19 protein-coding genes are annotated in these 17358 nt (G+C 72.4%); 7 read left to right on the plus strand and 12 right to left on the minus strand.

Annotated features, from left to right (window positions below):
- Positions 1–81: 81 nt before the first annotated feature.
- From ACSHXN_RS15525 to sigE, 5 genes are all read right to left on the minus strand, one after another.
- On the minus strand, positions 82–738 hold the full coding sequence (locus ACSHXN_RS15525; protein ID WP_355134318.1) for a hypothetical protein: 657 nt from the start codon (positions 736–738) through the stop codon (positions 82–84).
- A 242-nt stretch (positions 739–980) separates the two neighbouring features.
- Entirely contained in the window at positions 981–1430 is a 450-nt protein-coding gene (locus ACSHXN_RS15530; RefSeq protein ID WP_355134320.1) for a sec-independent translocase, read from the minus strand.
- 199 nt (positions 1431–1629) lie between these two features.
- Entirely contained in the window at positions 1630–3441 is a 1812-nt protein-coding gene (locus ACSHXN_RS15535; protein ID WP_438303257.1) for a trypsin-like peptidase domain-containing protein, read from the minus strand.
- A 139-nt stretch (positions 3442–3580) separates the two neighbouring features.
- Entirely contained in the window at positions 3581–4573 is a 993-nt protein-coding gene (locus ACSHXN_RS15540; protein ID WP_355134324.1) for a zf-HC2 domain-containing protein, read from the minus strand.
- A complete protein-coding gene (gene sigE / locus ACSHXN_RS15545; protein ID WP_059128364.1) occupies positions 4570–5268 on the minus strand; it encodes an RNA polymerase sigma factor SigE in 699 nt (232 codons plus the stop codon). The genes ACSHXN_RS15540 and sigE overlap by 4 nt, the downstream gene beginning before the upstream one ends.
- Before the next feature lie 240 nt (positions 5269–5508).
- On the opposite strand from sigE, the gene ACSHXN_RS15550 reads away from it, so the two are divergent.
- Entirely contained in the window at positions 5509–6192 is a 684-nt protein-coding gene (locus ACSHXN_RS15550; protein ID WP_079050381.1) for an O-methyltransferase, read from the plus strand.
- 153 nt (positions 6193–6345) lie between these two features.
- Here the strand turns inward: ACSHXN_RS15550 and ACSHXN_RS15555 are convergent, their stop codons facing one another.
- Positions 6346–6513, minus strand: coding sequence for a DUF3117 domain-containing protein (locus ACSHXN_RS15555; RefSeq protein WP_003966491.1), 168 nt, complete (start codon positions 6511–6513; stop codon positions 6346–6348).
- A gap of 372 nt (positions 6514–6885) precedes the next feature.
- Here ACSHXN_RS15555 and ACSHXN_RS15560 point away from each other — a divergent pair, with 372 nt between their 5' ends.
- Entirely contained in the window at positions 6886–7689 is an 804-nt protein-coding gene (locus tag ACSHXN_RS15560; protein ID WP_438306467.1) for an enoyl-CoA hydratase/isomerase family protein, read from the plus strand.
- Positions 7690–7712: 23 nt separating this feature from the next.
- On the opposite strand, the gene ACSHXN_RS15565 is transcribed toward ACSHXN_RS15560, so the two are convergent.
- Both ACSHXN_RS15565 and ACSHXN_RS15570 read right to left on the minus strand, forming a co-directional pair.
- Complete coding sequence (locus tag ACSHXN_RS15565; RefSeq protein ID WP_355134326.1) at positions 7713–8294, minus strand: DNA-3-methyladenine glycosylase I; 582 nt, start codon at positions 8292–8294, stop codon at positions 7713–7715.
- Positions 8291–8638, minus strand: coding sequence for a DivIVA domain-containing protein (locus ACSHXN_RS15570; protein ID WP_355134328.1), 348 nt, complete (start codon positions 8636–8638; stop codon positions 8291–8293). Before ACSHXN_RS15570 ends, ACSHXN_RS15565 begins: the two co-directional genes overlap by 4 nt.
- A 151-nt stretch (positions 8639–8789) precedes the next feature.
- On the opposite strand from ACSHXN_RS15570, the gene folP reads away from it, so the two are divergent.
- Complete coding sequence (gene folP / locus ACSHXN_RS15575; RefSeq protein WP_355134330.1) at positions 8790–9650, plus strand: dihydropteroate synthase; 861 nt, start codon at positions 8790–8792, stop codon at positions 9648–9650.
- 113 nt (positions 9651–9763) lie between these two features.
- On the opposite strand, the gene ACSHXN_RS15580 is transcribed toward folP, so the two are convergent.
- Positions 9764–10522 carry a TIGR00730 family Rossman fold protein gene (locus tag ACSHXN_RS15580; RefSeq protein WP_355796603.1) on the minus strand — a complete coding sequence of 253 codons (759 nt, stop codon included), beginning with the start codon at positions 10520–10522 and terminating at the stop codon, positions 9764–9766.
- A 114-nt stretch (positions 10523–10636) separates the two neighbouring features.
- Entirely contained in the window at positions 10637–11716 is a 1080-nt protein-coding gene (gene dapE / locus ACSHXN_RS15585) for a succinyl-diaminopimelate desuccinylase (protein ID WP_356106723.1), read from the minus strand.
- 95 nt (positions 11717–11811) lie between these two features.
- Between dapE and ACSHXN_RS15590 the strand changes: the two genes are divergently transcribed.
- Together ACSHXN_RS15590 and ACSHXN_RS15595 are read left to right on the plus strand one after the other, a co-directional pair.
- Positions 11812–12768: a heavy metal transporter gene (locus ACSHXN_RS15590; protein WP_438303258.1), complete on the plus strand. Its 957-nt coding sequence runs from the start codon at positions 11812–11814 to the stop codon at positions 12766–12768.
- Positions 12769–13092: 324 nt separating this feature from the next.
- The gene (locus ACSHXN_RS15595; protein ID WP_355134338.1) at positions 13093–13542 is read left to right on the plus strand and encodes an ATP-binding protein; all 450 of its coding nucleotides are present in this window, start codon (positions 13093–13095) and stop codon (positions 13540–13542) included.
- Positions 13543–13618: 76 nt separating this feature from the next.
- Here the strand turns inward: ACSHXN_RS15595 and ACSHXN_RS15600 are convergent, their stop codons facing one another.
- Complete coding sequence (locus ACSHXN_RS15600; RefSeq protein WP_356106716.1) at positions 13619–14710, minus strand: bifunctional succinyldiaminopimelate transaminase/glutamate-prephenate aminotransferase; 1092 nt, start codon at positions 14708–14710, stop codon at positions 13619–13621.
- Between the two features lie 217 nt (positions 14711–14927).
- A complete protein-coding gene (gene fdxA, locus ACSHXN_RS15605; protein ID WP_043443616.1) occupies positions 14928–15248 on the minus strand; it encodes a ferredoxin in 321 nt (106 codons plus the stop codon).
- A gap of 139 nt (positions 15249–15387) precedes the next feature.
- On the opposite strand from fdxA, the gene ACSHXN_RS15610 reads away from it, so the two are divergent.
- Entirely contained in the window at positions 15388–16488 is a 1101-nt protein-coding gene (locus tag ACSHXN_RS15610) for a GNAT family N-acetyltransferase (RefSeq protein ID WP_356297530.1), read from the plus strand.
- A 17-nt stretch (positions 16489–16505) separates the two neighbouring features.
- Positions 16506–17357, plus strand: coding sequence for a transglutaminase-like domain-containing protein (locus ACSHXN_RS15615; RefSeq protein WP_355134342.1), 852 nt, complete (start codon positions 16506–16508; stop codon positions 17355–17357).
- The last annotated feature ends 1 nt before the right edge of the window (position 17358 follow it).

Here is a 17358-nt window from a genome sequence, read left to right on the forward strand (position 1 = left end):
GCCGATCGGGTCGTTCCACGCGCCGTACACCGATGGGGGCGCCGTCCGAGCGGGACGGCGCCCCCATCGGCGTCGTCCCGGCTATGCGTAGGCGGCGATGTCCTTGACCACGGAGAAGCCGAGACCGTACGCGCTCATCCCCTTGCCGTAGGCGCCCACGTGCACCCCGGCCTGCGTCGAACCGGCCAGCACCCAGCCGAACTCGGACTCTCGGTAGTGGAAGGACGTCGGGACGCCGTCCACGGGCAGCGACAGGGTGGACCACGCGGGGCCGGACAGGTCGTCGGCGAGGGCCCATGCCGTCTCGGTCTGCTGGTCGAGCCAGTCGTCCCGCAGGCCGTGGTCCATCTGCCCGGGCCAGGTGACCGACAGCAGCCCCACTCCCGCGAGCCAGGCCGCGGAGGAGACCGACGTGGCCTCCAGCAGGCCGGTGCCGTCCGGGCTGTGCCGTACCGGGTTGGCGGCCACGGTGACCACGACCGCGAACCGCTCCTTGTCCTCGGTGGCCTCGTTGCGTACGGAGGGCTCTTCGCCGTGTCCGATCGATCCGTGCTCCACGACGCCGTCGGCCCCGGTGCCCACCTGCATCAGCCAGCGCGGGCCCGTGAACGCCTCGTCGAGGCCGTACCAGGGGAAGGACGCCCGGAGATACCCGTCGACCGCACGCCGGGCGAAGGGAAGCTGATGTCCGCCCTCCGCGGCCGGCGGCTGAGTGCCCACCCGACTCGTCGTCTCCATCTGCCCGGACGCCTCCTCGTTCTCGTCGGACCCGAGCGGCCCGCCCCCCACGGGCGTCCTGGCTCCGAAATCGGTCCGCACAACAACTGGGCAGCATAGCCACACCAGTCCGAACAGCAGGAAAACGCCCGGCACGTACGGCCTTTTGAGCGTCGTGATATCACCGCACGCCCACCGATCGCCGTATGACCTGTGTCACATCACGACGGGTGCCACGCCCCGTCGCGGCGGGCGCGAACGGCTCAGGTGGCGTCCGCGTCGAAGGGCGGGCGCTCGTCGGGGTCGGTCTTCTCCGGCTTCTTCGTCATGTCGACGGAACCCGAAGAGGACGACGAGGACGACGAGGACGACGAGGACGGGGACTCCGACTCCCGGCCGTGGACCGCGTCCGTGACCTCGGCCATCTCCTTCTTGAGGTCGAAGCCGTTGCGGATCTCCTTCAGCCCCAGTTCGTCGTTCTCCAGCTGCTTGCGGATGAACGTCTTGGGGTTGAGGTCCTCGAACTCGAAGTCCTTGAACTCGGGGCCCAGCTCGTTCCGGATATCGTCCTTGGCGTTCTCGGAGAACTCCCGGATCTTGCGAATGGTCCGCGTGACGTCCTGGATCATCTTCGGGAGCTTGTCCGGACCGAAGACGAGCACGGCGAGGACAACGAGCGTCAGCAGCTCGAGCGGTCCTATGTCATTGAACACCTGAAGCTCCTTGCGATGTCCTCGGTCCTCGGCACTCGGTGGTCTGTGCGGGTCTTCCGTGGTCCGGGCCGGATCCACGGTACCCGGCGTTCCCGTCGTACCGGTACCGTCCCGGCACCCGGACCGCGTGTACACGACGGGTTTTCCGGGATGTTTGCCTTAAGGGTCGGGTTTCGGACGCGTCTTCGTGAGGTTCGTGTCAATTGCCGCCCGCGGAGCCGAGGACGAGCGAGATCGTCCGTTTCCTGCCGTCGCGGACGACGGTGAGTGTCAGCCGGTCGCCGGGGCGGTGGGCGCGGGTCTTGACGATGAGTTCCTCGCCGGAGTGGATGCGCACGCCGTCCACCCCGGTGATGACGTCGCCGGGTTCGATACCGGCCTTGTCCCCGGCACCTCCCTTGGTGACGGCGGGGCCGTGGTTCGCGCCCCCACTGCCTACACGCGCGCCGTCCCCCGCGTAGTTCATGTCGAGCGTGACACCGATGACGGGGTGGGTGGCCCGCCCGGTGTTGATCAGCTCCTCGGCGACACGCTTGGCCTGGTTGACCGGGATGGCGAAGCCGAGCCCGATGGAGCCGGCCTGACCGCCGCTCTGTGCGGAGCCGTTGCCCGCCGACTGGATGGCGGAGTTGATGCCGACGACCCGGCCCCTGGTGTCGAGGAGCGGTCCACCGGAGTTGCCGGGGTTGATGGGGGCGTCGGTCTGCAGTGCGTCGACGTACGACACATCGCTCCCGTCGCCCTTCTCGCCGCCGGCGGTGATGGGCCGCTCCTTGGCGCTGATGATCCCGGAGGTGACGGTGCCCGCGAGGTCGAAGGGCGCCCCGATGGCGACGACCGGATCACCGACCTGGACGTTGTCGGAGTTGCCGAGGGGCATGGGCCTCAGTCCGCGCACGCCTTTGACCTCGACGACGGCGAGGTCGTAGCCGGCGTCCCGGCCGACGACGGTCGCTGGGGCCGTCTCGCCCCCGTTGAACGTCACGCTTATCCGGCCGCCCGTGCCGGCGGGTTCGACGACGTGGTTGTTGGTGAGGATGTGTCCGCGCCCGTCGAGGACGAACCCGGTGCCGGTGCCCTCGGCGTCGGTGCCCTTGACGTGCAGGGTCACGACGCCGGGCAGCGCCTGCGCGGCGATCCCGGCGACGCTGTCCGCGGCACGCCCCGTGGGCTCGGGACCGGCCTGCGGCAACCGGATGTCCCCCGCACCGCCGTCACGCTCGAGCGCGGCACCGACAACACCGCCGGCCACGCCGGCCACGAGTGCGATCAGCACGGCGCCGAGCGCCAGCGTGCGCCGGCGCCGCCCGCGCCGCTGCTCGTCGCCGGGGGCCGGGATGCCGTTCAGCTGGAAGGGCGACCGGGACGCCCAGGGGTCGTAGTTCTGCCAGGCCGTTGGGTAGGGGGCAGGGTTCGCCGGGAGGGCGGCGCCGGAGGCGGTCCCGGCCGGGACCGGCGCGGGCGCGTCGGGCATCGGTTCCGCGCCCTGGGGCGCGTCCGCCGGGGGCATCGCCCCCGGCGCCACGGTCTCCGCCGGGCGCGCAGGGTGCTGGACCGGCGGGGCGGGCGCCCAGGGGCCCGGTTCGCCGTAGGGCGGGGTGCCGTAGGGGTCACGGGCGTGCAGGGGCTCGGGGCGGTCGGGGGAGGCCGCTTCGGGAGCGGACCGCCCCGCGGCACCGGCGCTCCCGGCGTCGGCGCTCGTGGAGCCGGGGGACCCGGGCCGCGTCCCGGGGAGAGCGTCCCCGTCCTCGGGCGGTGCGGGGGCGGCGGGGCGTTGCAGCTCGAAGTCCCCGTCGGGGCGGGCGCCGGCACCCACCCGCGCAGCGAGGGGACGGCTCAGTTCGTAGTCACCGTCGTCGCTCTTGTCCGTCGGCCGGTCGGCGCCCGCCGGGGCCGCCGCTTCCGCGGACGGCTCGCGCCCGGCCACGTCTGGGGCCGCCGCGGCGCCGTCGGGCGCCTCGGGCAGCCGTGCCTCGGAATCCCCTGGGGGGACCGGCTTCCCCTCGTCCATGCTCTCCCCACACCCGGGCCGCGGCACTGCGGCACCGGCGGTCGCGGCTCGATCGTCGATTCCGCGCCCGGAAGATCGGCTGAGCGCGGCTCACTCCGGATTCAACCAGGTTCCCGGGCGAGCCGCGCAGATGCCGCGTTCAGCGGGCGATGCGCGAGGTGGGTGTGGGGGACGAGGAGGCGGACGAGGTCGGCACCGGGGTGGACTGCGACCCCGGGGCCATGATCGCGGGGGCGGTCGACCACGAGGTCAGCGTGGCCGGTGCGGTCGCGGTCAGCGGACGTATGAGCGGGGACATCGCGGCGGCCGCGGCGACCACGGGGGCGGTCAGGGCACGGATCTCCGAGGCGTCCTGGATTCCCGGCGTGGAGACTCCGGGCAGCAACGGGGCCGAGGCCTCCGTGGATGCGGGCGTCCGGTCGAGCGTGCGCTGACCGAGCAGCGGGGCACCGGAGCGCCGGCGCTGGGTCTCGGGCGCCGTGGCCCCGCCCGTGCCCGGCGAACGCATCGGGGTCACATTGCTTCCGCTGCCGGAGCCCCCGCGTGCCTCCACGCCCGAGTCGGTCGTGATGCCCGTGGAGACCCCGCCGAGTGCGATGGCGGCCAGCGAGACGGCGCCGGCGGCGACGAACGCGAACCGCAGCCCGCGGGAGGCGGACCGCTCGGCGTCGGGGCGGCCCACCTGATGGATGCGGAAGCCGCCCTCTGCGGACAGGGCGCTGTCGTCGGAGGGGGAGAGCGCCGCGGCGGCGTGCGGTCCGGCGGGGACGTAGGCGAAGGGTTCCGGCGTCACTCCGAAGACGCCCGGGGCCGTGGGCAGCCCGGTGGCGGTCGGGAGCCGTCGTCCGAATCCTCCCCCGCCGAGCGGCGTACCACCGCCGTCGACGTCACCCCCCGCGGGCAGGCCCTGCAGGCGGGCCAGGAAGCTCTCGGACGGAGGCGGGGGCGCCGCTTCGGCGAAGACGTTCTTCAGCCGGCGCTGCGCGTCCGCCTCGGCCTTGCACTTCGCGCAGGTGGCCAGGTGGGCCAGCACACGCTCACGCGTGTCATGACCGAGCTCCCCGTCGATGAGGGCGGAGAGACGGTCCCCCAGGTGCTGTTCTGCCGGTGTCGGGCGTCGGGATCCACTCACGCGCTCGCGCCCCCTCCCCCCAGCGCGGGAACGCGGGGCACGAAGGAACGGCGCTCGGCGCGGGCCTCGGGCGAGCGGTGCGCCAGGGCCTTGCGCAGCTGCGAGCGGCCGCGGTGGATACGGGAGCGGACCGTGCCGAGCTTGACGCCCAGGGTCGCGGCGATCTCCTCGTACGACAGTCCTTCGATGTCGCACAGGACGACGGCCGCGCGGAACTCCGGGGCGAGCGTGTCCAGCGCCTGCTGGACGTCCGCGTCGAAGTGCGCGTCGTGGAAGACCTGCTGCGGGGTGGGCTCACGGCTGGCCAGCCGCTCGGCGGCGTCCTCGCCCAGCGCGTCGAAGCGGATGCGCTGCTTGCGGCGGACCATGTCCAGGAAGAGATTCGTCGTGATGCGGTGCAGCCAGCCCTCGAAGGTGCCGGGCGTATACGTCGACAGGGAGCGGAAGACCCGGACGAAGACCTCCTGCGTGAGGTCCTCGGCGTCGTGCTGGTTTCCGGTCAGGCGGTACGCCAGCCGGTAGACCCGGCCGCTGTGCGTGCTGACGATCTCCTCCCAGGTGGGCGGAGTCCACGCCTGCGAGTCCGCGTCGGTGGCGAAGGTCGCGGTCTGCGCGGTGTCGGAAGCGTGGTCGTTGTCAGCGATGTCGGTCACGGATTTCGGCTCACCCGACGACCTGAGGAGGCGCCGTAGCACCCCTCCCCGATCCACGGGCGCAGCCGCACCTCCCCTGTCGGCTCTGGTGGTGTCCAGTGGAGCCCCTACCATAGCCACCTCGTCCGTTAGCTCCGGATAAGCGGTTTTGCGAGAGATTGATGTGAGCTGATGCGGCTGCGTGATCACTTGCCTGGCGTCCGGTTCCATCCGTTTGCCCCCGTCTTTCCCCCGTCGCTCTTCCCACCCTTGTAAACGCCTGGTCCCATCTGCGGGTTCCCGGTGGCAACGGATACAGTCACGCCCAGGCAATCACGGGGACAGGAGAGGGTCATTACCGGCAACCGGCAGACGAGCTGGGCGTTCGCCGACGCCTATGTCGCCGAGGACGACGCGCTGCACTGGGCCCGCGAGCGGGCCCGTGAAGCGGGGTTGCGCTCGGTGTCGCCCGGCACGGGCGCCGCGCTGCGGGTGCTCGCCGCCACCGTGGACGCGAAGGCGGTGGCGGAGATCGGGACCGGCTGCGGAGTCTCCGGGATCCATCTGCTGCACGGCATGCGGCCGGACGGGGTGCTGACCACGGTGGACCCGGAGCCGGAGCACCAGCAGTTCGCGCGCCAGGCCTTCCGCGCCTGCGGTTTCGCCAGCAACCGCGCCCGGATCATTCCGGGGCGCGCGCTGGACGTGCTGCCCCGGCTCGCGGACGCCGGCTACGACCTCGTCTTCTGCGACGGCGACCGGCTCGAGGTCCTGGACTATCTCGCCGAATCGTTGCGTCTGCTGCGCCCGGGCGGGCTCGTCGTCTTCGAGGGCGTTTTCGCCAACGGGCGCACGGTGGGCTCCGGGCCCCAGCCCACCGAGGTCCTGCGCCTGCGGGAACTGCTGCGTGCGGTGCGCGAGAGTGCGGACCTGGTGCCCTCACTGCTGCCGGTGGGCGACGGGCTGCTCTGCGCGGTCAAGCGCTGAGCGCACGGACCGCGGAAGGCGTCCGGGGCGCCGGCCGGCCCGGCGAACGGGCCCTGTCCCCTGGAAGGACGGGGATACCACCTCTTGAAAACAGCGGCCCCGGCACCGCGTACGGTGCCGGGGCGGCTGAAAACCGGGGTCGCTGGCGCGTCGTCAGCCGACAACCTTCTTGAGGGCGTCGCCGAGCGCGTCGGCCTCGTCGGGGGTCAACTCGACGACGAGCCGACCGCCGCCTTCGAGCGGAACGCGCATGACGATGCCCCGCCCCTCCTTGGTCACCTCGAGCGGGCCGTCGCCCGTCCGCGGCTTCATGGCCGCCATGCTCGTTCCCCTTCCTGAAACCAGCTCATCGTCAGCCGACGGCCCACCGAAGGGCGGGCGGCCCTTCACAGGACACGCGACACCGGCATCGAACACATTGCTTCCAGGCCATTATCCCGCATCGCAGGACCCGATGACCAACATCAGTCGGCATCGCTTGGGCAACACGCGCGAGCAAAACCACTCAATTCGGCGATGTGGCTGTAATACTTCGCTCCCGCACGGACATCTGCGTCCCGGACCCGCACCGGAATTCTTTGACGCAGGTCACACGACCGTTCCATTCCCCGAGCGATGATCTCCGCCATGCTGTCCTTCGACGCAGGGCGTACCGACCGGTACGACGGAGCCGCGACACCGGAGGGGACCACCATGGCCGACACCGTGCTCTACGAGGTGAGCGACGGACTCGCGACGATCACGCTGAACCGCCCCGAGGCGATGAACGCCCTGAACATCGCGACCAAGGTCGCCCTCAGGGACGCGGCGCGGGAGGCGGCGGCCGACGACGCCGTGCGCGCGATCCTGCTCACCGCCGCCGGGGACCGCGCCTTCTGCGTGGGGCAGGACCTGAAGGAGCACATCGGACTGCTCCAGGCCCAGGACTCCGGCTCCGACGGCGGGGTGATGAGCACCGTGCGGGAGCACTACAACCCCATCGTGCGGGCGCTGGCCGGAGCGCCGAAGCCGGTGGTCGCCGCCGTGAACGGGGTGGCGGCCGGGGCCGGCTTCGGATTCGCCCTCGCCGCGGACTACCGGATCGTCGCGGACACGGCGGCCTTCAACACCTCGTTCGCCGGGGTCGCACTCACCGCGGATTCCGGGATCTCGTGGACCCTGCCGCGGGTCGTCGGCCCCTCCCGCGCCGCGGACCTGCTGCTCTTCCCGCGCAGCGTCAGCGCCCAGCAGGCCTACGAGTGGGGCATCGCGAACCGGCTGGTGCCCGCGGCCGAGCTGCGTGCGGAGGCCGAGCAAGTGGCCCGTTCGCTGGCCGAGGGACCGACGCTCGCCTATGCCGCTCTGAAGGAGTCCCTCTCCTTCGGCCTCGCCCACTCCCTCGACGAGACCCTCGAGAAGGAGGACGAGTTGCAGAGCCGCGCGGGAGCCTCGCAGGACCACACCATCGCGGTGCGGGCGTTCGTCGGCAAGGAGAAGCCGAAGTACGTGGGCCGCTGAGGACGTCCGCACGCCGCCCGGGGTCAGCTGCTCCGGGCGGCGCAGTCGGCCAGGTGGTCGTCCACCAGCCCGCAGGCCTGCATCAGCGCGTACGCCGTGGTCGGGCCGACGAAGCGGATGCCGCGCCCCTTCAGCGCCTTGGACAGAGCGGTCGACTCGGCGGTGACCGCCGGTACGTCGGAGAGCGTCTTCGGTGCGGGGCGTGAGGCCCGGTCCGGCGCGAACGACCAGATCAGCTCGTCGAGCTCGCCGGGTGCCCAGCCGGCCAGCACCCGCGCGTTGGCGAGCGTCGCCGAGATCTTGGCGCGATTGCGGATGATGCCCGGGTCGGTCAGCAGGCGCTCCTGGTCGGCCTCCGTGAAGGCGGCCACCTTGGCGATCCGGAAATCCGCGAAGGCGGCGCGGAACCCCTCGCGGCGGCGCAGGATCGTGATCCACGACAGACCGGACTGGAAGGCCTCCAGGCTCAGCCGCTCGTACAGCGCGTCGTCACCGCGGACCGGGCGTCCCCACTCCTCGTCGTGGTACGCCACGTAGTCCTCGGTGGACAGGGCCCAGGGGCAGCGCAGTACACCGTCGGGCCCCGGGACGGCCGCGCCGCTCATCGCTGCTCCCCGTCGGCCGGCTTGTCCATGGTGACGCCGTGCCCGCGGGGACCGGCGAGCGCGGCCTCCAGATCGGCGATGCGGGAGTCCCGCTCGGCGATCTCGGCGCCGAGGCGGCCGAGCGCGTCGTCCACGTCCGCCATGCGGTAGCCGCGGACGGCCAGCGGGAAGCGCAGGGCCTCCACGTCCGCGCGGCCGACCGGGCGGTCGGGCGGCAGCGGGTCGTCGTAGCGCTCGGGCGCCGCCTCCGGCAGGGGTGCGCTCTCGCCGCCGCCCACCACGGCCAGAGTCACCGCGGCGACCACGACGGCGAGCGCGACGACCAGGAACAAGAACATGTACATCGGTGAGGTCCCCACGCTCGGTGCCGGCGCGCTGCGCGCCGACGCGGAATTGCCGACGTCGAATCCGTCTGGGTCAGATCGTGCCATGCGGCACCGACGATTAAGGTCGCAGGCGGCGAAGGAACGGGACGCACGGAAGAGGTCACAGGGGATGCTCAGGCTGGGCAGGCGGGAATTCGGCGAGCACGAGCCGGTGATCATGGCGATCGTGAACCGGACCCCGGACTCCTTCTACGACCAGGGGGCCACGTTCCGCGACGAGCCCGCCCTCGCGCGTGTGGAGCAGGCGGTGGCGGACGGCGCCGCGATCATCGACATCGGCGGGGTCAAGGCGGGACCGGGCGAAGAGGTCACGGCTCAGGAGGAGGCACGGCGGACGGTCGGCTTCGTCGCGGAGGTACGGCGGCGCTTCCCCGACGTCGTGATCAGCGTGGACACCTGGCGGCACGAGGTCGGCGAGGCGGTGTGCGAGGCGGGTGCGGACCTGCTCAACGACGCGTGGGGCGGGGTCGACCCGCGGCTCGCCGAGGTCGCGGCGCGGTACCGGGTGGGGCTGGTGTGCACCCACGCGGGGGGCGCGCAGCCGCGGACCCGTCCGCACCGGGTGGCCTACGACGACGTGATGGCCGACATCCTCCGGGTGACCCTGGGGCTGGCCGAGCGGGCGGTCGCCCTCGGTGTGCCGCGTGAGTCGGTGCTGATCGATCCGGGCCACGACTTCGGGAAGAACACCCGGCACAGCCTGGAGGCGACGCGGCGGCTGGAGGAGATGACCGCCACCGGGTGGCCCGTGCTGGTGTCGCTGTCCAACAAGGACTTCGTGGGCGAGACGCTGGACAGGCCGGTCAAGGAGCGCGTGCTGGGGACCCTGGCGACCACGGCGGTCTCGGCGTGGCTGGGGGCGCAGGTGTACCGGGTGCACGAGGTGGCCGAGACACGGCAGGTCCTGGACATGGTGGCGTCCATCGCGGGCCACCGCCCGCCCGCCGTCGCCCGCCGCGGGCTGGCGTAGCCGGCCGGGCGGGCGCCCGGACCGGGTCCGGACGCGGAAGGCCTCCGGCAGGGCCCGGGGTGCGCGCGGACGCGGCGCACCCCGGGGTGCCGGCCGGACGTCCGGTGGGCCGGCTAGCGCGCGGCCTCCTTGGAGACGAGCGCCACCGCCTCGTCCACGTCGTCCGTCAGGTGGAACAGCAGGAGGTCCTTCTCCGCCGCCTTCCCCTGGGCCACCAGGGTGTGCTTGAGCCAGTCCACCAGGCCGCCCCAGTACGACGTGCCGTACAGCACGATCGGGAAGCGGGTCACCTTCTGGGTCTGGACCAGGGTCAGGGCTTCGAAGAGCTCGTCCAGCGTGCCGAGGCCGCCCGGCAGGACCACGAATCCCTGCGCGTACTTCACGAACATCATCTTGCGCACGAAGAAGTAGCGGAAGTTCAGCCCGATGTCGACGTACGGGTTCAGCCCCTGCTCGAAGGGGAGCTCGATGCCGAGGCCGACAGAGATCCCCTTGGCCTCGCAGGCGCCCCTGTTCGCCGCCTCCATCGCCCCGGGGCCACCGCCGGTGATCACCGCCCAGCCGGCCTCCACGAGGCCGCGCCCGAGTCGCACACCCGCCTCGTACTCGGGCGAGTCCACCGATGTCCGCGCCGAGCCGAACACGCTGATCGCGGGCGGGAGTTCGGCCAGCGTGCCGAATCCCTCGATGAACTCCGACTGGATGCGAAGGACACGCCACGGATCCGTGTGGACCCAGTCCGAGGGTCCCCCCGCGTCCAGCAGCCGCTGGTCGGTGGTGCTCCTCGTCACCTGGCCGCGCCTGCGCAGCACCGGTCCGAGCCGCTGCTCGTCCGGCGGTACCTTCTTGCCCTCGGGGTTGCCGGTAGGCATGTGCGCTCCCTCCGCTCGGGCGTCGTTCCACCCCAGCGTAGATCCACGCGGGTTAAGGACGGGGTACGCCCGCATGACCGCCATGAAGCGACGTTCCCCACAACCGGCGGCAGGTCAGGACGTCAGCCAGGCCCTCAGGCGCTCCTCCCCGGCGAGGATCTCGGCCGTGTCGACGCGCTCGTCCCGCCTGTGCGCCAAATGCGGGTTCCCGGGTCCGTAGTTGACCGCCGGAACGCCGAGCCCGCTGAAGCGCGACACGTCCGTCCACCCGTATTTGGGCTGCGGGGTGCCGCCGACCGCCTCGATGAACGCCGCCGCGGCGGGGTGCGACAGCCCGGGCAGGGCGCCGCCGCTGTGGTCGACGACCGTGAACTCCTCCACCCCGCAGTCCGCGAACACGTCCCGGACGTGCGCGATCGCCTCCTCCTCGGTGCGGTCCGGGGCGTAGCGGAAGTTGACCGTGACCACGCACTCGTCGGGGATCACGTTTCCGGCGACCCCGCCCGAGATACGGACCGCGTTCAGGCCCTCCCGGTACTCCAGGCCGTCGATCACCGGGTGGCGCGGTTCGTAGGCGGCCAGTCGGGCGAGGACGGGGGACGCCGCGTGGATCGCGTTGGAGCCCATCCAGCTGCGCGCCGAGTGGGCCCGCTCGCCCCTGGTCCTCAACTCGACCCGGAGCGTGCCCTGGCAGCCGCCCTCGACCTGGCCGTCAGACGGCTCGAGAAGCACCGCGAAGTCGCCCTCCAGCCAGTCGGGACGGGCGTCCGCCACATGCCCGAGACCGTTCAGGTGCGCCTCGACCTCCTCGTTGTCGTAGAAGACGAAGGTGAGGTCGCGGTTGGGTGCGGGGACGGTCGCGGCGATACGGAGCTGGACCGCGACGCCCGACTTCATGTCGCAGGTGCCGCAGCCCCACAGCACGCCGTCCGCGTCGAGGCGGGAGGGCACGTTGTCGGCGATGGGGACCGTGTCGATGTGGCCCGCCAGAATGACGCGTTCCTGCCGTCCGAGACGGGTCCGGGCCACGACGTTGTTGCCGTGCCGATCGACCGTCAGATGGGGCAGATCGCGCAGGGCGGCCTCGATCGCGTCCGCGAGGGACTTCTCCTTGCCGCTCTCGGAGGGGAAGTCGACGAGCCGCGCGGTCAGCCGCGCCGCGTCCAGCGTGAGGTCAAGAGGGGTGTCCGCCATGCCGTCGACCCTAGCGCGCCCGGCCGCACACACCCGCACCACGAGTTGTCCACAACCCCGGCATACCCATGGGTCTGCTCCAGTACCTTGTACGGGTGCCAGAGCCGTCCCCCAAGCCCAAACGCCGCGGCCGCCTCCTCCGATCCGGGGCGGCCGTCGTGGTCCTGCTCGCCGTGGCGGGCTACCTCACCGTCCAGTACCTCACCGGCTCGGCCGCGCCGAAATGCCGGGTCGTATCGGCCAAGGGCGGCCAGGCGCCGTACGAGTTCACCCCCGAGCAGGCGGTCAACGCGGCGACGATCACCGCCGTGGGCACCACACGGGGGATGTCGGAGCGCGCCGTGACCATCGCCCTGGCGACCGCGATCCAGGAGTCCGGACTGCGCAACATCGAGCACGGCGACCGGGACTCGCTCGGCCTGTTCCAGCAGCGCCCCTCGCAGGGCTGGGGCACCAGCAGGCAGATCATGGACCCCACGTACGCGGCAGGCGTGTTCTACGACCATCTGGCCAAGGTCCCCGACTACTCCCGGCTGCCGCTGACCGTGGCCGCGCAGCGCGTGCAGCGCAGCGGCTATCCGGAGGCGTACGCCAAGCACGAGCCCGACGCCGTACTGCTCGCCGCCGCACTGACCGGGCACGCGGCCGCCACACTGACCTGCCAGGGACGCCCCACGCCGACGCCGGCCGGCGGCCCCGACGCCGTACGGGCCGCGCTCGTCAGGGACTTCGGGCGCGACGTGCTGCAGACGGCCGGCGCGGAGGTGGGCAAGGGGAAGTCGACGTCCTCCCCCATGGCCGCGGTCACGTCCGCCGCCGACGCCGTGACGGTCCCGGTGCCCCGGAAGTCCACGGCCTCGGGCACCGTCCGTGAGCGCGGCTGGGAGCTGGCGCACTGGGCCGTCGCCAACTCCTCGGCACTGCACATCGCGCACGTCTCCTACGCGGGCCGCGAGTGGTCGCGCGGGGGCTTCGCGGAGGAGTGGCGTGCGGTCGGCGGCTCCGGCGCGAAGGCGTCGGAATCGGAAGTCCGTATCGTCACCGGCGAATAACCCGGGCAGCAGTACGGCACCTCACCCTTCCGGGTGCCGCGCGGCGCGCCTCGTCGACGAGGCGCGCCGATTTTCGCGCGGCCGTCGCGCTATCCGCCGAAACCCTTGGGGGCAAAGGGCTGTAAGGATTCGGCGGCCTTTCCGGCGGGACGCCGTTTGCCCGATTTCCTCCCCACCCGATAATGCGACACATTACCAACTCTTTACATCCGGGCACCGCAACCTTCGAGGGCTTCGAGCGGTAGTCACTGCGTCCGATCCCGGAACGATCAACCTCTGGGTGGTGACGGACATTTCACCGTTCTCTCCCGTCAAAGGAGCATCATGTCCCTCCCCCTGACCCGCCGGATCGCCCGTGTCGCGCTGCTCATCGCAGCGGGAGCGGCGCCCGTGGTCGGTGCGGCCGGCTCCGCCTGCGCGGCGACGACCGACCTGCCGGCCAACCCGGAGCTCGCCGGGCTGACCGCCCTGGACAACGCACAGCTGGGCACCGGCGTCGACGGCGCGGCCCAGAAGGTCGACGGTGCGGCCCAGAAGGTCACCGGGCTCGCGGGCGACGCCGGCAGCCGGACGGTCAAGGCCGGCGGCCGGACGGTCAAGAAGGTGGCGCCGACCGCGAACACCACCGGCGGGAACGTCGTCAGGAAGGCCGCACCGGTCGCGCAGAAGGTGGCGGCGGACGCCACGGGCCAGGCCGGTGGTCTGCTCGGCGGGACCGCGAGGACCGGGCTGCCGGGACAGCTGCCGGTGCAGGGCCTGCCGCTGGGCGGCTGAGCGGAGCACGCCGTACACCGGCAGGGGGTCCGGGGTGGCGGCGCCCCGGGCCCCCTCCGGACAGGCGGCCGCCGGTCTAGAGCCGCTCCACCGCCGCCGCGACGCGTTCGTCCGTGGCCGTCAGGGCCACCCGGACGAATCGCTCGCCCGCGGGACCGTAGAAGTCACCGGGAGCGACCAGGATGCCCAGGTCGGCGAGGTGCGAGACCGTCTGCCAGCACGACTCGTCGCGGGTCGCCCACAGATACAGGCTCGCCTCGCTGTGCTCGATGCGGAAACCGTGCTTCAGCAGGGCCTCGCGCAGCATCGTCCGGCGGGCGGCGTAGCGCTCGCGCTGCTCACGCACGTGCGCGTCGTCGCCCAGCGCGGCGACCACGGCCGCCTGCGTCGGTGCCGACGTCATCATGCCGCCGTGCTTGCGGATCTCCAGAAGGGGGCCGAGGACCGCCGGATCGCCCGCCAGGAACGCCGCCCGGTAGCCCGCGAGGTTCGACCGCTTGGACAGCGAGTGCACCGCGACGATCCCGTCGTACGAACCGCCGCACACGTCCGGGTGCAGGACGGAGACCGGGTCGGCCTCCCAGCCCAGTTCGAGGTAGCACTCGTCGGAGACGACCAGCACGCCGTGCTCCCGGGCCCAGGACACGATCCGGGCCAGTTCCTCCTCGGCCAGCACCCTGCCCGTCGGGTTCGACGGCGAGTTGAGCCACAGCAGCCTCAGGCTCCCCGGGTCCAGCTCGGTCGGGTCGTCGTAGGCCACGTGGTCCGCGCGGGCCAGGCGCGCTCCGACCTCGTACGTCGGATAGGCCAGGCGCGGGTACGCGACCGTGTCGCCCGGGCCCAGACCCAGCTGGGTCGGGAGCCAGGCGACGAGTTCCTTGGAGCCGACGACGGGCAGCACATGGCGGTGGGTGACGTTCCGGGCGCCCAGGCGGCGCTCCACCCAGCCCGTGATCGCGTCGCGCAGCTCGGGCGTGCCCCAGACGGTCGGATAGCCCGGGGAGTCCGCGGCCGCCACGAGCGCCTTCTGGATCAGCTCGGGAACCGGGTCGACCGGAGTGCCGACGGACAGGTCGACGATCCCGCCAGGGTGCGCGGCGGCCGTCTTCTTGTAGGGCTCCAGCTTGTCCCAGGGGAAGGTCGGAAGCCGGTCGGATACTGCTGACACGGGGATCGGGCTCACTTTCTGCTACGACGGGCGCCCTTTTTCGAGGCTGTGGGCGCCGAACGCCTCGGTCCCGTGCGGCGCGGCGGGCACCGTGAGGGACCGAGGCGGCGTCGGCTCATCCGGCTTCGGGGCGCGTCGGCCGGTGCCGGGGCCCGCCCGTGCTCAGCCCGTCGGGCCTGTGTGCACACGGACGCCCGGCACCGGTGCGCCCCGTCGCTTACTGGTTCATCGGGGGCAGCGCCGCGATGAAGGGGTGGTCGCGCTCGATCAGCCCCAGCTTGCTGGCGCCACCGGGCGAGCCGAGCTCGTCGAAGAACTCGACGTTCGCCTTGTAGTAGTCCTTCCACTCCTCGGGAGTGTCATCCTCGTAGAAGATGGCCTCGACCGGGCAGACCGGCTCGCAGGCTCCACAGTCGACGCATTCGTCCGGGTGGATGTACAAGGACCGCTGGCCCTCGTAGATGCAGTCGACCGGGCACTCCTCGATGCACGCCTTGTCCTTGACGTCGACACAAGGCTCTGCGATGACGTAGGTCACGCTGTCGTTCCTCCTCGGTAGGGCGTGGCGGGCCTCTTCAGGCTCCGCCGCCTGGCGCGCGGGAGCGCGGCGTCGTCGATGCCCGCACCTAGTATCTCCGTTCCTGGGCATGATCCGAACAGGAGGGGTGAACAGACCTGTGGAAATCTCTGCGGGCGGACGGCTCGAGGTCCGAATCACCGCTGCTGACGTGGGAAAACGCGTCTCAGTACGGCGGTGGAGCGAACATGCCGCCGAGGGTGAGAGGTTCACCGATACGGTCGGTGTTCTCACATCATGGGACGACGGGGTGCTCATGATCACGCGGCGGGACGGACAGAGCGTCAGGATCGCCGAATCATCACTGGTCGCGGGCAAGGTCGTACCCGCCGCGCCCCCGGCCGCCCGACCCCGCGCGGACGCGTCGCGACGGACCGCGGCCGCCTCGGCGCGCCGCAGGGGGCCCGTGGCCTTCTACGAGGAGCTGGCGCGGGTCTCCGCCCGGGCGTGGCAGCCGGTGGAGCGGGAGCGGATCGGCGACTGGGAGCTGCGTGCCGCGTCCGGATTCACCCGCCGGGCCAATTCGGTGCTGCCGCTCGGCGATCCCGGGATACCGCTGGACGAGGCGCTGGCGGCCGTACGGCGCTGGTACGCGGCGCGCGGCCTGCCGGCCCGGATACAGCTCGCGACCGGGGCGCAGGGCACCCAGGAACCGTTGCGCGCGGAGCTGGAGGCTCGCGGCTGGACGCGGGAGGTCACCGCGGAGCTGTGGACCGGTGCGCTGGCACCCCTGGCGGACCGCGATGCGCCCGCAGTCGTGCTGTCGCGCACCGCGGACGAGCTGTGGCTCGCCCGCTACCAGCGCAGGGGGCTGGACGAGGTGGCCCTGGAGGTGCTGGGCAGGGGGCCCTCGGTGTGGTTCGCGGCGGTGCCCGCCGCCGAAGGCACCCCGCCGGCGGCGATCGGGCGGTGTGTGGTGGACGGACGGTGGGCCGGTTTCGCGGCGGTGGAGGTCGACCCGGAGCAGCGCCGGCGTGGCCTCGCCACGGCCGTGATGGCCGCACTGGCCCGGCAGGCCCTCCAGGAGGGCGCCTCGGCGGCCTGGCTCCAGGTGGAGGCCGGCAACGAGGGCGCACGGGCGCTCTACACGGGACTCGGCTTCGAGGCGCATCATGCGTATCACCACTACCGGGAGCCGGAGGGCTCCCGCGGACCGGACGCCGGCGGCCGGGTGGTCACGGGCCCGGGACCGGTGGTGTGAGAGGTTTCGGGACCGCCATGCACGCCCCCTACCCCCCGGAGCCGGAACGGGCCGCCGAGGTGCGGCGCCGTTTCGGCGAGGAGGCCCGCTCCGCGCGGCCCGATCTCGCGGCCCTGTGCCTGCTCGTGTCTGCGGCGGCGGACGGAACACTGGACGAGCCCGGGACGGACGCCGCACAGATCGAGCTCGACCGGCTGGCCGGACAGCTGCCGTTCGCACCGGGCGGGCCACGGTCCTGGGCGAGCGCCCTCGCCGGACTGCTCGGCGAGCGGTACGGGTTCCACGGCGCCCCCGCCGACTACGAGCGGCTGCAGTCGTCACTGCTGCACGAGGTGCTGCGCCGGCGGCGCGGGCTGCCGATCCTGCTGTCGGTGGTGTGGATCGAGGTGGCGCGGCGGGCGGGCGCACCGGTGTACGGGGTCGCACTGCCCGGCCACTTCGTCGTCGGGTTCGGCCCGGTGGCGGACCAGGTCCTGGCCGACCCCTTCGACGGGGGCCGTGTGCTGTCGGACGACGATGCCGGGATGCTGGTCGCCGGGGCCACGGGAGCGCCGCTGGAACCGTCGATGCTCACGCCCGCGGATCCGCTCCAGGTCGTGCTGCGGGTGCTCAACAACGTACGCGCATGGGCCGCAGCCCGGCCCGAGCGGTCGGATGTCGCCCTGTGGGCCGTCGAGTTGTCGTTGCTGCTGCCGTCCCACCCGGCGCGGCTGCGCTACGAGCGCGCTCAACTGCTCGTGCAGCGGGGGGATTTCCTGCAAGGGGCCGCGGAGCTCGACGCGTATGCCGACGTGCTGTCCGCCGTCGACGAGCCGGCCGCCGACCGGATGCGGGGGCAGGCCCAGGCGGCCCGGGCGATGCTCAACTGAG

Source organism: Streptomyces sp. HUAS TT11 (assembly GCF_051553595.1).
Taxonomy (GTDB): Bacteria; Actinomycetota; Actinomycetes; order Streptomycetales; family Streptomycetaceae; genus Streptomyces.

Bases quoted from the DNA above. Each gene is read 5' to 3' on its own strand.
- dapE (WP_356106723.1), bottom strand. From the start codon at position 11,716: ATGGCGGACACCCCTCTTGACCTCACGCTGGACGCGGCGCGGCTGACC.
- ACSHXN_RS15570 (WP_355134328.1), bottom strand. From the start codon at position 8,638: ATGTACATGTTCTTGTTCCTGGTCGTCGCGCTCGCCGTCGTGGTCGCC.
- ACSHXN_RS15555 (WP_003966491.1), bottom strand. From the start codon at position 6,513: ATGGCGGCCATGAAGCCGCGGACGGGCGACGGCCCGCTCGAGGTGACC.
- ACSHXN_RS15580 (WP_355796603.1), bottom strand. From the start codon at position 10,522: ATGCCTACCGGCAACCCCGAGGGCAAGAAGGTACCGCCGGACGAGCAG.
- ACSHXN_RS15560 (WP_438306467.1), top strand. From the start codon at position 6,886: ATGGCCGACACCGTGCTCTACGAGGTGAGCGACGGACTCGCGACGATC.
- ACSHXN_RS15615 (WP_355134342.1), top strand. From the start codon at position 16,506: ATGCACGCCCCCTACCCCCCGGAGCCGGAACGGGCCGCCGAGGTGCGG.
- ACSHXN_RS15595 (WP_355134338.1), top strand. From the start codon at position 13,093: ATGTCCCTCCCCCTGACCCGCCGGATCGCCCGTGTCGCGCTGCTCATC.
- ACSHXN_RS15565 (WP_355134326.1), bottom strand. From the start codon at position 8,294: ATGAGCGGCGCGGCCGTCCCGGGGCCCGACGGTGTACTGCGCTGCCCC.
- folP (WP_355134330.1), top strand. From the start codon at position 8,790: ATGCTCAGGCTGGGCAGGCGGGAATTCGGCGAGCACGAGCCGGTGATC.
- ACSHXN_RS15525 (WP_355134318.1), bottom strand. From the start codon at position 738: ATGGAGACGACGAGTCGGGTGGGCACTCAGCCGCCGGCCGCGGAGGGC.
- ACSHXN_RS15535 (WP_438303257.1), bottom strand. From the start codon at position 3,441: ATGGACGAGGGGAAGCCGGTCCCCCCAGGGGATTCCGAGGCACGGCTG.